Below are 13,115 nucleotides of genomic sequence, written 5' to 3' on the forward strand. Positions count from 1 at the left end.
TGGCTTTTTGATATCTGTAGCAACGTTAATTTAAGCATTAGGCTTTGCCAATGTGCTTTTCTAAAAATTGTAGCATTTTTTCGTAAAGTTCTAATCGATGTTCTTCTTTATAAAAACCGTGACCTTCTTTTTCTTTAATGAGTAATTCGTATGGGTAGTTTCTTTTATCAAGCTGTTTCATTAAAAACTCTGCTTGTTCAATAGGCACTCGTTCATCTTTCCCACCATGAACTAAAAACAAAGCCGCTTTAATTTTATCTACATTGTAAGCGGGTGAGCGTTTTTTAAGATCTTCTTGGTCCGTCCCAAGGGCTTGTTCTAAGTAATTAATCCCTGACTGAGATGATGGAATGTCACCTTCTTCAAACATCATTGGTAAGCTGTAAACTCCAACATAGCCTATTGCGCATTTATATAAATCAGGCTCTTTAACCACGCCCATCAATGTAGCATAGCCGCCATAAGAGGCACCGTATATACAAACTCTATCTGCATCAGCGACACCAGACTCAATGGCCCATTTTGTCGCATCAGTTAAGTCGTCTTGCATTTCTAGGCCCCATTTACGATACCCAGAGTATTCAAACTCCCGGCCGTAACCACCTGAGCCTCTAAAGTTAAGTTGGAGAACTGCATATCCTCTGCTGGCAAGCATTTGCGCATCTCTATCAAAGGTCCAAAAATCTCTTGGTCCGTGGGGACCTCCATGCGGATAAACCACTAAAGGTAAGTTTTTCTGATTTGAGTTAGGTAAAGTTAGATAGCCGCTCAGCTCAATCCCATCACGAGATGTAATGGTAAAAGGTTGCACTTCGGACATTTTATCTGGATTAACTGCAGGCGATGAATTAACCAAAAATTGCATCTCTTTGGATTGGGTATTAAACAAATAATATGCCCCAGGATCTTTAGCTGATGAAACATAAACAATCAATTTACTTTCATCTTTCGTTGCACTAGTGATGTTGATCGTATCGTCCTGAAATGTAGCCTGTAGCTTATCTAGCCATTGTGCCAAGTTATGGTCTGTTAATGTTTTATTGTATGTCCGATCAGGTGAAATTTTGGCGGAAACTAGTTGCATGTCTTGACTTAAAAAAACATCTCTAAGGTCAACTTTCTCGTTACGGTATATCAGCTCAGGCTCATCAGAATTAGGCTTTAACTTAACCAATCCGATAGTCGATGCATCAAGGTTTGACAATGCATACACTTCTTTATTGTCGGGCGTGAATGCTATAGGTGTTATAGTGCCCTCATCACCCGCATATGTGCCTGACAAGTACCACTCATCTTCATTGCTGTCACGATAATAAGATTTTAGTTTATTATCATCATCTTCATCTGTCCCTATAGCAAAACGAATATTTCTATTGTGATCGGATAACAAATAAGCTGCTCTGATTGGCGCTGTGGCAACTTTTTTAGTATTACCAGAATAAATATCAAGTTCATAAGCCTCGGTAAAAGAAGCTGTACCGCGACTTCCTCCTTGGACAGAAATTAAAATTGTTTTAGGATCATCCGGTAACAAGTGTAATATTTGCATGAATGTTCGATACTTGGCTGGACCTTGTTGGCCACGTTTTTTTTCAAGTATTCCCCAAAGAGCCTCTTTATCTGTGCCGTCGGCGTTCATGACGTAGTACTCTGCTGTTCCCACAGGTTGGTCTAAGGCTCCAATTTTTTTACTGATCCTAATCCCTAAACGTTCATTATTAAGCCACGTTAGTTCAGAGGGTAGTTGACCTAACTTAAATTCGATAGCAGAAAGTTGCTGTAAATTTTTCACATCAATAATAGTGACAAGAGGCGTATTATCCTCTTTTGTGACTGCCGCTGCGAGGTACTCTCCTGTGGGAGATATGACTAACTGCTGAAACTGTGGGAACTTAGTGAAAACTTGTAGTGGGATAAGTTCATTCCCATATACTGGAATCTTCATCCCCAATATAAAAAGACCCACTGTTAACAAAAACCTATTCATTTATATTCCTTTAGTTTAGTTAGAAAATCGTTTCTTAATTGAATCCTGCCTCAGCATAATTTAACTGTCAAATACAAACAAACTGATTGAGCTCTATTGAGGTTTCAATGGTCTTTCAACTAATACCACCTCTTTCTATTGGATGTATATTTCAGCTTTTATTGGTAACTATATTGGTTTGCGGGCTTTCAATTCAGGCATTAAGTGCCATGACTGTTTGATGGCATACACTACGCCTTTGGCGGTTGAAAGTGATTCGTAAAGGTGAAACGCTTGCGAACGCCACGTAAAATTAGGTGTGACCAGTGGTGCTGGGGGATTTTCAGTACATTTTCTGATTAGCGTTACATGGGCTTGATAAGCATTTTTTTGCGTAGCAATATCGGCACTGTGGGCAGCAGTAGTGAGCTTTTTTACTAATTGCAGATGCGCTGAAGCATGGTTTGAGCAGCCTATCCAGAAGGCTTTGGGTTTAGCCCAGTAGCCTGCTATATCGAGATTCACACTAAATTCTGAAATATCTTCCATCACCGCAATTTGTTGTTGTAGTTTGTCTTGTTGTTCAAGGTTGATGTTGCCTAAAAACGCTAAAGTCACGTGGAAATTTGCGGCAGGTACTGCAGTTGGATAGGGGGGAAGGGATGTGGTGCGCCAATTGTCGATAGCAAGTTTAGTGGATACATCAGGCTCAAGTCCTAAAAAAGCACGCATACGGTTTACCAATATTTTGTTATCATAGGGCTAGCTTACCCCACTTACTTTATAGTTCAACGAGATTCTATTTGTTACCTATTACGTCCATTTTGCCGCAGTTGCATATTCAACTTACACGGGGCAATGCTATTGTTGTTGCGCCGCCTGGTGCAGGTAAGTCAACCGAATTGCCCTTAAGTTTGTTGCGTTCAGAGTTATTTGCAGACCAAAAAATCATTATGCTCCAACCCAGACGTATTGCGGTACGAAACATTGCACAGTTCTTAGCAGAACAACTAAATGAGCCAGTGGGTCAAACCGTTGGCTATAGAATAAGAGGTGAAGTAAAAGTAAGTGCTAACACCAAGCTTGAAATTGTTACTGAAGGCATACTTACTCGGATGCTTCAACACGAACCTGACTTACCAGAAGTAGCGTTAATCATTTTTGATGAATTTCATGAGCGTAGTGTGCATGCTGATTTTTCGTTGGCACTCTGTTTAGAGGTACAACAAGGTCTGAGGGAAGATTTACGGTTGTTAGTGATGTCAGCCACTATGGATGTCACTGCTTTACAACAAATATTACCTGACGCACGGGTATTAGAATCACTCGGTAGAAGCTTTCCGGTTGACCTTCATTATCGCCCTGACACTGGCAAAGCATCCTTGGCTGATAAAGTAACTAAATTAGTCACAGAGGTGTTCCCGAAACATCAAAAAGATGTCCTAGTATTTTTACCGGGTATTGCAGACATAAAACGAGTGGCGCAAGGTTTAATACTGCGCTTTGCTGAGCAGGTTGAAATTCATAGCTTGTATGGTGATCTTAGTAGTCAGCAGCAACAACGAGCGTTACAACCCAGTCCCGCGGGTAAACGTAAAATTGTCTTAGCAACCAATATTGCTGAAACCAGTTTAACTATTGAAGGCATCGAGGTCGTTATTGATAGTGGCATTGAAAAACGTGCTGTTTTTCATTTAAACCGAGGGATCAGTCAGTTATCTTTGCAAAAAATCTCTCAAGCCTCCGCCACTCAGCGTGCTGGGCGAGCGGGACGACTAGGTCCAGGGGTATGTTATCGTTTATGGAGTCAAGAGCAGCAGCAACGCCTAAGTCAACAATCGAGCCCTGAAATCTTGCAAAGTGATATGGCTTCGTTTGTTTTAGAAGTGGCTGTGTGGGGTACGGATATCAAACAACTCACCTTATTAGACTATCCTAGCGTGGTGCAAATACAGCAGGCACAGGCGTTATTACAGAGTTTAGGTTTTGTTGATGAGCAACTAAAGCTCACTGAAAAAGGACGCCAAGCGCATCAAATTGGCTGTCATCCGAGTATGGCCAGTATGCTATTAAAAAGTGCCGTTAAAAGTGATGCCCATTTAAGCTTAGCCTGTGCTATTGCATCCTTACTCGAACACAAAGATCCTTTGGGCTTACAAGCAGGCGCACAGTTCAGTACACGTCTTAATTTTTTACTGGCAAATAAACAGCATGTTGTATGGCAGCAAATTCATCAATGGCATAAAAAGTTCAAGATTACATTGTCGATATGGCCTTTAGAGGATGTGTCTCTAATATTGTCCTTTGCTTTTCCCCAATGGCTGGCCAAGCGTCGGCAAAACGATCGTTACTTGTTAGCCTCAGGCTCTGGCGTAAAATTACAAGCAGATGACTCTCTGGTTGGCGCTGAGTGGCTCATTGTGGCCAATATGATGGTCACCGACCAGCAAAAAGATGACGCGCAAATTCGCTATGCAGAACCTTTGAATACCAATCTAGTGATGACTATTTTTGCTGAAACAATTGAACGTAAAGACGTACTCAGTTGGGATAAATCGGCTGAAAGAATTTCTGCAGTTCGAGAAGTCAGAATAGGGAAAATAGTCCTGCAAAAAGACAATTTAGCGAAACCCTCAGCGGAGCAAATACAACAAATTTGGCGGACTATTATTGAAGATCGCGGTATTGCAGCGCTTGGTTTCAACGAGGCGTGTTTATCCCTGCAGCACAAAGTCGCTCTTGCTCAACGTTTGTTACCGCAAGAGCCCTTACCAGATATGTCTAATTCGGCACTATTATCTGATCTAGACACCTGGCTGCTGCCGTTTATTGAGCAACTCACCACCTGGGCGCAATTAACTAAGGTTGACTTTTATGCCTTGCTTAAAAATCAATTTAATTGGCAACAGTGGCAAACTATTGAGCAATTATTACCAGCCCAGTTAATGTTGCCAAGTGGTCGTCATCATCCTTTGTCGTATGGTGAAAATTCAGAGGTGACACTCGCCGTGCGTATGCAAGAACTGTATGGCTTGCAACAACACCCAAAAGTGGCGCGAGGTCTGATCCCGATAACCTTAGAAATACTCTCACCGGCACATCGGCCCTTGCAAACAACCCAAGATTTAGTGGGTTTTTGGCAAGGAAGTTACAAACAGGTTCAAAAAGAAATGAAAGGTCGTTATCCTCGTCATTTCTGGCCAGACGAGCCAGCTAGTTCTCCTGCGACCACCACCACTAAAAAGAAAATGAATTTATCCTGATGAGCACATCCACAAAATCTAACACGTCTAAAGCAAGCGCAGCAACAACTCAAAAACGTTCACTGTGGCAAAAGTTAAATCCATTTGCATGGTTGATGCGCCATTGGTGGAAATTGACTCTCGTATGTCTGGTCGTATTTACCGCCTATGGCTTTTACCTCAATACCCAAATTTCAGCCAAGTTTGGTGGTAATAAATGGCAGGTCCCAGCTCAAATTTTTGCTCGTCCCTTACATTTAGAACTCAAACAAGAAATCAGCATGTCTGAAATCATCGAAGAGCTTAAGTTACTAGGATATCGCAAGGTAAATCGAGCAGACAGTTCGGGAGAGTACCAGCTTCTTGGGCAAAATAAGATTCGTTTTGTCAGGCGAAAATTTGATTTCCCTCACGGTGCTGAAGACATTCGTCATATCGAACTTGCTATAACTTCGGGTAGAGTGAGCCAAATTAGTGAGTTGCCCGTGGGTAATGCCCTGCAACAAATTGATCTCGAGCCTTGGCTCGTCACGCGCCTTGTCAGTGGGGGCCGCGAAGACCGTATGTTAGTGCGTTTAGAGGATGTTCCTCCGGCATTTTTACAAGCCTTGGTGTTAGTTGAAGATAATGATTTTTATCAACACCATGGCGTGGCTCCTATGTCTATCATGCGGGCTTTGTTAGCCAATATTGCAGCGGGTAGAGCGGTACAGGGCGCCAGTACTCTTACACAGCAACTCGTTAAAAACCTATTTCTTACCAATGAAAAATCCTTATCTAGGAAAGTAAAAGAGGCCTACATGGCGATTATCATTGATGCGAAATACAGCAAAAATGAAATTCTTGAAACCTATCTAAATGAGGTATTCCTTGGTCAAAACGGCAATAATGGTGTATTCGGTTTTGGTTTAGCCAGTTTCTTTTATTTTGATCGCCCAATCAATGAATTAAGCGTGGAAGAAATGGCAATGTTAGTGGGTATTATCAAAGGGCCCTCTTACTACAATCCACGTAAACACCCTGAACGTGTTAAAGAACGCCGTGATCTGGTGTTGCGCATCATGTTGGAAAATAACCTATTGACGCCTAAGGATTACAAAAATTCGGTCGCCAATAATCTGCAACTCGCCTCTGGTGCGAGTTTGAAAAAAGACAAACACCCTGCCTTCATGGATAAGGTACGCCGTGAACTCAATACAGTGTTGGTTAATCCTGACATTCGCCAGTCGGGTTTGAAGGTGTTTACTACCCTAGATACCAATGCACAAATTAAGGCCGAGCTTGCTCTTTCAGAAGGCGTGGCGAAACAAGAGAAGCGCTTAGGAAAAACAGAATTTGAAGGTGCGATGGTAGTAACGGATATTGCCAGAGGTGAAATTCGTGCCTTGGTGGGAGGCAAAGACTTTAATTATGCTGGCTTTAATCGTGCCATTGATGCGAAGCGCGCCATTGGTTCTTTAGTCAAGCCAGCCATTTATCTTACTGCACTCGAGCAATCTGCTGAGTATAATTTGGCGACCTTGCTTACCGACGAACCCATCACCCTCAAGAGTAGTCAAGGAAAGGTGTGGGAGCCGCTGAACTCTGACAAAACCTTTAGAGGGCAAGTGCCATTGATGACGGCTTTGGTGCAGTCTTTAAATGTTCCTACCGTGTCGCTAGGTATGCAACTCGGATTAGGCGCGATAAGCGATACAATTTGGCGGCTAGGCGTTGAAGAGGACATTGATTTGTATCCCGCTTTGACCTTAGGCGCGGTAAATTTCTCGCCTATACAAGTCAATCAAATGTTTCAAACTATCGCGAATCATGGCCGTTATCTACCCTTGCATAGCATTACTAACATCATGTCGCCAGATAACGATTTGTTATGGCGCTTTACTGCAGCGCCCGAGCAAAGGGTGGACGAACAAGCCACCTATCTTCTAAATTATGCGCTACATAAAGTAACGTTAGAAGGTACGGCTAAACAAGTTCATCAGCAGTTTGCTGGCATCAATATGGCGGGTAAAACCGGTACAACGGATGATTATCGTGATAGCTGGTTCAGTGGTTATGATAATAATATTTTGGTGACAACATGGATTGGCAAAGACAACAATCAACCGGTCAACCTAAGTGGTGCCAGCGGCGCAATGCAAATCTTTATTGATTATCAAAAGCGCCAAGCGCCCAAATCGTTTGTAAGACGTTTTCCTGAGGGCCTCAGTATTGCGCATTTTGACATTGCTAGCGGTATGGTCAGTCAGGCAGGGTGTAAAAATACCATGAGCTTGCCTGCCATTAGCGCTGCCTTGCCTAAGGCACCCAAAAGCTGCATCGGTGAGTCAAACAAGCCAGAAAAATCCAAAAGCCTGTGGGAACGATTGTTCGGATAATCGCAAAGAGCGTGATGCCAGGGCTACCCGTTTTACGGCTTATTTTTATCTTGCAATGCGGGTAACTCTGCGCGTTTGTTTAAGCGCTTTTGAATAAATGAATCAAAAGGGGGCGGTTCACTGCATTTTACTCGACCGCCCATTATTCCCATCACAACCGCTAGCGTTTGATTAGTGGTTGAGCTGCAATCAACACTGGTTGTGATTTTTTGCGTAAATCGTTCTTCCTCAGTTAAGAATGAATCCCCTACTGGCGCACCTATTGTTGGATGATCACGCTGTTGCCGGTACTCACTCGCTGCTTGCGCAGCTAAGCTATTTAACTGACGTTGTTGGAGTGAATGCAGCTGACTTTTTGCAACGTCCTGTATGGGTTGTTGATAAATCGTGTTTTCTGAGCTTTTTACAGCTTCAGTTGCAGATAAGATGGTATCGTTGGCAAAAGGCTCTTGTGTTTCATTAGGCACGACGTCATCAGTCAATTCTTGGTCTTCTTGCTGTTCTTCTACCTCAGGCTTTGGTAGAGGAGGCGGCTCATTCGGCTCAGAAATAATCGCCTGTGCTTGCGTTTTCTCTTCAGTCGTCGCTGGGCTTGGTTTAGGTTTCTCAGGTTCAGGTTCAGGTTCAGTTTCTGGCTCGGGAGCGGGAAGTTCCTCTTCTTGAGCTTGTGATGCTTCGGCAGGTAAAAAGCTTGCCGTATCTACAAACAGCAATTCGGCTTGAATTATCGACGGCGTCTCAGGGAGGGCAATCGGAGCTTTTTTGCCAAAATAAAGCGCGGCAATGAGAACAGCATGGATTAAAATGGAAGCAACTACGATAATGCCCAATCGACTATTTTGATTTTTTAGCACTTATCGAATCGACCTATCCATTTTATTTGCGTCAAGCGTAGAGCCTATAAAAAGCATAAAGTTCCCTTCGCCCCTCAGGTTCTATTGTTGCAGTGCTTGTCGAGCTTCGTCTCGAGTTTCTGCAACCGTTACTTTCCAAGTGCTCCCGGCAAAAATAGTTTTTAAAACCATACCAATACCTTCAGCTTCAGCATACCCAAGCAATATCACCAAATGGATGTTGGTGGTTTTTTCGGCATCCCGTTTGCCTAATAATGCTAAACCTGTAGTATCTTCGGCAGTGAGCGTTGAGCCAACAATTTGGCTAAAGTCTAAAAACAACTTAGTGTTGTGATTCAGCGCTTGTCGATAGCTTGGATCTTGATTCATAAAAATTAAATCTAATGCGCTAAGGGTCCCTTCAAATTTAACCGTAACGGTGTCGTTAACAGTGCTTATTTCATATTGCATACGCGCTCCTTTTTAGGCTGAAACAGTGTGTCTTCACCGGCTCAGAGAAAAGCTTACCAAGTGAAATGATGATAAGTGATTATAAGGGAAGCAATTTTCTTTGACGACTGTTTATCTTGTTACTCATCAGGGCCAGCAAAACGCGCTGGTGCACCAAAGTGGGTCGAAAACCGTTTTGCGAACCAATTGTGTGCAAAAAAAACATGTTTTTGGGGTCGTAATTTGATTAACACATTGAAAAATATGGTTTTTTGTTTGTGGCATAGGACTTGTTATGTGTTGTTCAGCGACTTGCAATACAAAATCAATAAAACACTGGGAGCAACACCATGAAATTAGTAACTGCGATCATTAAGCCCTTCAAGCTTGATGATGTACGCGAAGCAATCTCCGAAATTGGAATCGATGGTTTAACTGTAACCGAAGTTAAAGGCTTTGGTCGTCAGAAAGGTCATACAGAACTTTACCGTGGTGCAGAATATCAAGTTGATTTTTTGCCTAAGGTAAAATTAGAAATCGCAGTTCAAGACGATCATGTCGACCGTCTAGTGGAAGCCATTGTGGGTTCGGCTAAAACCGGAAAAATCGGTGACGGTAAAGTATTTGTCTATGACTTAGAGCACGCTGTACGTATTCGTACTGGTGAAATCGACGGCGAAGCCATTTAGTAGCTTAGGAGAGAACAATGGAAATTACATTTGAATTGGGCTATGCCCTCGATACATTTTACTTTTTAATCTGTGGTGCCTTAGTCATGTGGATGGCTGCTGGTTTCACCATGTTAGAAGCGGGCTTAGTCCGTGCTAAAAACACCACTGAAATTTTAACTAAAAACGTCGCGTTATATGCGATTTCTTGCATCATGTTCATGGTTTGTGGCTACTCAATCATGTACGGTGGCGATGAGTTTGTTATGTTCTTATCAGGCATTGCTGCGGATGGTGCAACTGGCGTAGCCGAAGAGCCAGCTACGTACTCACCTGCTTCAGACTTCTTTTTCCAAGTTGTTTTTGTTGCTACCGCAATGTCAATCGTATCTGGCGCGGTCGCTGAGCGTATGAAGTTATGGGCATTCTTAGCTTTCGCAGTTGTCATGACAGCATTCATCTATCCAATGGAAGGTAGCTGGACGTGGGGCGGACAGTCTGTATTTGGTATGTATACTCTTGGTGATTTAGGATTTTCTGACTTCGCAGGTTCAGGTATCGTACACATGGCTGGTGCTGCTGCAGCCTTAGCCGGTGTGTTACTACTTGGGGCTCGTAAAGGTAAATATAGCGCTGATGGTAAAACTCATGCTATTCCTGGTTCTAACCTACCTTTAGCAACGCTAGGTACGTTTATCTTATGGATGGGCTGGTTTGGTTTTAACGGTGGTTCAGTATTAGCCCTTGCCAGTGTTGAAAGCGCTAACTCAGTCGCTTTAGTATTCTTAAACACTAATGCAGCTGCTGCTGGTGGTTTAGTTGCCGCTCTTATTTTAGCGCGTATCTTATTCAAAAAAGCGGACTTAACCATGGCATTAAACGGCGCTTTAGCTGGTTTAGTGGCAATCACTGCAGAGCCTTTAACACCTTCTCCATTAGAAGCAACCTTGTTTGGCGCTTTGGGTGGTATCTTGGTTGTATTAAGTATTCTAGGTTTAGATAAATTAAAAATTGATGATCCTGTTGGTGCGATTTCGGTTCACGGTGTAGTCGGCTTATTAGGTCTATTACTCGTGCCAGTGACTAACGACGGCGTAAGCTTCTCTGGTCAACTCATTGGCGCTGCTACCATCTTTGTTTGGGTATTTGTAGTGAGCTTAATTGTTTGGGCCATTATCAAAGCAGTCATCGGTATCCGCGTCAGTGAAGAAGAAGAGTTCGAAGGTGTTGACATTAGCGAGTGTGGCTTAGAAGCCTATCCTGATTTCACTAGCCAACGCGGTTAATTTTTCAAAGAGTTAAATGGTATAAAAATAATAAAAGCACCATGGGGCCGGGAGATTATAAATCTCTCGTATACCTAAGTCAGGAAGGCCATAACCCCGCAAATAGCGGGGTTTTTTTATGGCGCAAAATTGCAACGAAAAACTTCAATAAATTCAATAATAACGTATAGTTAGCTTAAGAAATTTAAGCGACTATTGGTTATATGACCCAAGCCCAGAAAGGCATTTGTGCAGAGCCGAATTTGCACTCTTTGTACTTAATCTTCAACGTTGTCGACGATGAAGATGAAGCTATACGTACGAAGCTGGCTTACATTTTGGAATTGTTTACCCATTTTGATGACGAATATTATGAGGCCATGGTGTCTGGCATTATCGCCATTGGCGCGCATTATTGGCACGAGCTGTATCCTGGTTTGATTCCTCAAGAGTTAGCGCCATTTCCTGATATGCATTGCGAAGATCGCAATGCCCCAGTTTCACCTGGCGACTTATTTGTGCAAATTCGCGCCGATAGACTCGATGTATGCCATGCCTTGGGCGTCGAAATTTGTCAGTTACTTAAACCTCATGTAGATTTAGTGGAGGAGGTGAGAGGTTTTCGCTATTTAGATGGGCGTGAATTAACCGGTTTTATGGAGTCGGTTTCTAATCCCAAGGGCATGCAGAAATTTGCTATTGCGGTTGTGGGTGACAAGGATCCTGATTTTGCTGGTGGCAGTTATGTGCACGTGCAACGCTATCAAATTAATATGCAAAGCTGGCAATTACTGCATGAGTCCTCGCAAGAGGACATTATGGGCTGCAGTAAGAGTGCCAATGTACCCTTTGATACTGACGAAATGGCTGACTACTCGCACGCCAAGCGCAGTCACCATAGCGCTGATAATCTAGAAAAAATTGAGTTATTACGCCACAGTATGCCTTTTGGGGATATGTCGGTGCAAGGCAGTATGTTTGTTAGTTGTGCAAGCAGTCCACAACCCTTTAAAAAGATGTTGCGCAGCATGATATTTGGAACAGAACAAGGCCTGTACGACAGATTACTGGATTATATGAATGCCCAAACTGGCGGTGCTTTTTTTGCGCCATCGGTAAACTTTATTAAGCAACACGCTAAAAATCAATAAACGCTGTTCTTTACTATTACAGTAAAATCGCGCCATCCCAATCAGTGCCTAACTCGAGTTGCTGTAATTTTTTGCATTGTTCTAAGTGATGCCTTACCAATGAGTCGTGTGGATTGATCTGCCGTGCTTGTTCAAAATACCCTAGCGCTTTAGGCCAGTTTTGTTTAATACGATTGCGTAAGCCCTTGGCGATTAAGTCTGAATTGGCTAATTTCAAACGCTGGGTTTCAATGGGTAAGTGATCAATGATTTCATAAATTTCTATAGGTGAACGACGACCTTTTACCCTCACCAGATCTAATACTCGAAAACTAAAGTGCGCCTTGGCTTCTGCAACGTCAAGGGTTGCGGCACTCACTACGATATCTGTTTGATAAAGTGGCGCTAAGGCTTCTAAGCGAAATGCAATATTCACGCTATCACCAATGACAGTGGTATCCATGCGATCATCAGACCCCACGGTACCAATGATGACAGGGCCAAAGTGGATTCCTATGCCAATATTGATCGGCGGATAATTTGAGTTACTCCGATGTTGGTTATAAATATTGATGGCATAACGTAAATCAAGTGCCGCCCGAATGGCGTCTTGCGCTTTGTCGGAGTTTTCGCCTTCCGGACGATCAAACAAAGCCATAATGGCGTCACCAATAAATTTATCGATAAAGCCCCCATTTTGGTGAATGGGGTCGTTCATCCGCAAAAAGTAAGAATTGAGAAAATTCATTAATTCTTGTGGGCTCATTTTTTCAGACAGGCCAGTAAAGCCGCGAATATCACAAAATAAGATCGCTAGTTCGTCTTCATCAGCGCGGCCTAGTTCAAGAGATGAAGAACCGTGTTTGGCAAAATGATCAACAAACTGTTTGGGTACAAACTTTCGGAAGGTCTGAGTTAAGCGCATGGATTCATCGGCTTTATCTTTAAAGCGTTGAATGGCTTCAGCATCTTGATGCTCATCTACTTTGCTTGATGATGCACTCAGTAAAGGAAACATTTGTTTTTCGGGGCGTGGTAGTTTGCGCCACATAAGGATCAGGAGCAGCGTATATACCACGATGATGACCAACAAGCTTAGGGGCAGTGGCTGAGTCAACTGAGCTAGCATGCAATACTGGTCATGTAGTGTGCCCTTAAGCAATGAGGAAAATGGCCTACAAAA

Annotated in this window: 10 protein-coding genes; 5 read left to right on the forward strand and 5 right to left on the reverse strand. The window is 42.9% G+C overall.

What is annotated here, in order from left to right; genetic code table 11:
* Window positions 1–37: 37 nt before the first annotated feature.
* Both ACEN2L_RS12740 and thpR read right to left on the reverse strand, forming a co-directional pair.
* Window positions 38–1,987 (reverse strand): alpha/beta hydrolase family protein, encoded by a 1,950-nt coding sequence (locus tag ACEN2L_RS12740; RefSeq protein WP_441744218.1) that lies wholly within the window; start codon window positions 1,985–1,987, stop codon window positions 38–40.
* A gap of 168 nt (window positions 1,988–2,155) precedes the next feature.
* Window positions 2,156–2,698: an RNA 2',3'-cyclic phosphodiesterase gene (gene thpR / locus ACEN2L_RS12745; RefSeq protein WP_441744220.1), complete on the reverse strand. Its 543-nt coding sequence runs from the start codon at window positions 2,696–2,698 to the stop codon at window positions 2,156–2,158.
* 71 nt (window positions 2,699–2,769) lie between these two features.
* Between thpR and hrpB the strand changes: the two genes are divergently transcribed.
* Window positions 2,770–5,229, forward strand: a complete 2,460-nt coding sequence (hrpB, locus tag ACEN2L_RS12750) for an ATP-dependent helicase HrpB (protein ID WP_441744222.1) — start codon at window positions 2,770–2,772, stop codon at window positions 5,227–5,229.
* Window positions 5,229–7,586, forward strand: a complete 2,358-nt coding sequence (gene mrcB, locus ACEN2L_RS12755) for a penicillin-binding protein 1B (RefSeq protein WP_441744224.1) — start codon at window positions 5,229–5,231, stop codon at window positions 7,584–7,586. The genes hrpB and mrcB overlap by 1 nt, the downstream gene beginning before the upstream one ends.
* 32 nt (window positions 7,587–7,618) lie before the next feature.
* Here mrcB and ACEN2L_RS12760 read toward each other — a convergent pair whose 3' ends face one another.
* Both ACEN2L_RS12760 and ACEN2L_RS12765 read right to left on the reverse strand, forming a co-directional pair.
* A complete protein-coding gene (locus ACEN2L_RS12760) occupies window positions 7,619–8,440 on the reverse strand; it encodes a hypothetical protein (RefSeq protein ID WP_441744226.1) in 822 nt (273 codons plus the stop codon).
* An 81-nt stretch (window positions 8,441–8,521) separates the two neighbouring features.
* The gene (locus ACEN2L_RS12765; protein ID WP_441744228.1) at window positions 8,522–8,890 is read right to left on the reverse strand and encodes a hypothetical protein; all 369 of its coding nucleotides are present in this window, start codon (window positions 8,888–8,890) and stop codon (window positions 8,522–8,524) included.
* A 329-nt stretch (window positions 8,891–9,219) separates the two neighbouring features.
* On the opposite strand from ACEN2L_RS12765, the gene ACEN2L_RS12770 reads away from it, so the two are divergent.
* The 3 genes from ACEN2L_RS12770 (at window position 9,220) to ACEN2L_RS12780 (ending at window position 11,953) form a co-directional block, all read left to right on the forward strand.
* The gene (locus tag ACEN2L_RS12770) at window positions 9,220–9,558 is read left to right on the forward strand and encodes a P-II family nitrogen regulator (RefSeq protein ID WP_306024307.1); all 339 of its coding nucleotides are present in this window, start codon (window positions 9,220–9,222) and stop codon (window positions 9,556–9,558) included.
* A 17-nt stretch (window positions 9,559–9,575) separates the two neighbouring features.
* Complete coding sequence (locus ACEN2L_RS12775; RefSeq protein WP_306024306.1) at window positions 9,576–10,823, forward strand: ammonium transporter; 1,248 nt, start codon at window positions 9,576–9,578, stop codon at window positions 10,821–10,823.
* 203 nt (window positions 10,824–11,026) lie between these two features.
* Window positions 11,027–11,953 (forward strand): Dyp-type peroxidase, encoded by a 927-nt coding sequence (locus ACEN2L_RS12780; protein ID WP_441744230.1) that lies wholly within the window; start codon window positions 11,027–11,029, stop codon window positions 11,951–11,953.
* Window positions 11,954–11,969: 16 nt separating this feature from the next.
* Here the strand turns inward: ACEN2L_RS12780 and ACEN2L_RS12785 are convergent, their stop codons facing one another.
* The gene (locus ACEN2L_RS12785) at window positions 11,970–13,061 is read right to left on the reverse strand and encodes an adenylate/guanylate cyclase domain-containing protein (RefSeq protein ID WP_441744232.1); all 1,092 of its coding nucleotides are present in this window, start codon (window positions 13,059–13,061) and stop codon (window positions 11,970–11,972) included.
* Window positions 13,062–13,115: the final 54 nt, after the last annotated feature.

This window comes from Flavobacterium sp. W21_SRS_FM6, assembly GCF_052119645.1.
In the GTDB taxonomy this organism is placed as follows: domain Bacteria; phylum Pseudomonadota; class Gammaproteobacteria; order Enterobacterales; family Alteromonadaceae; genus Paraglaciecola.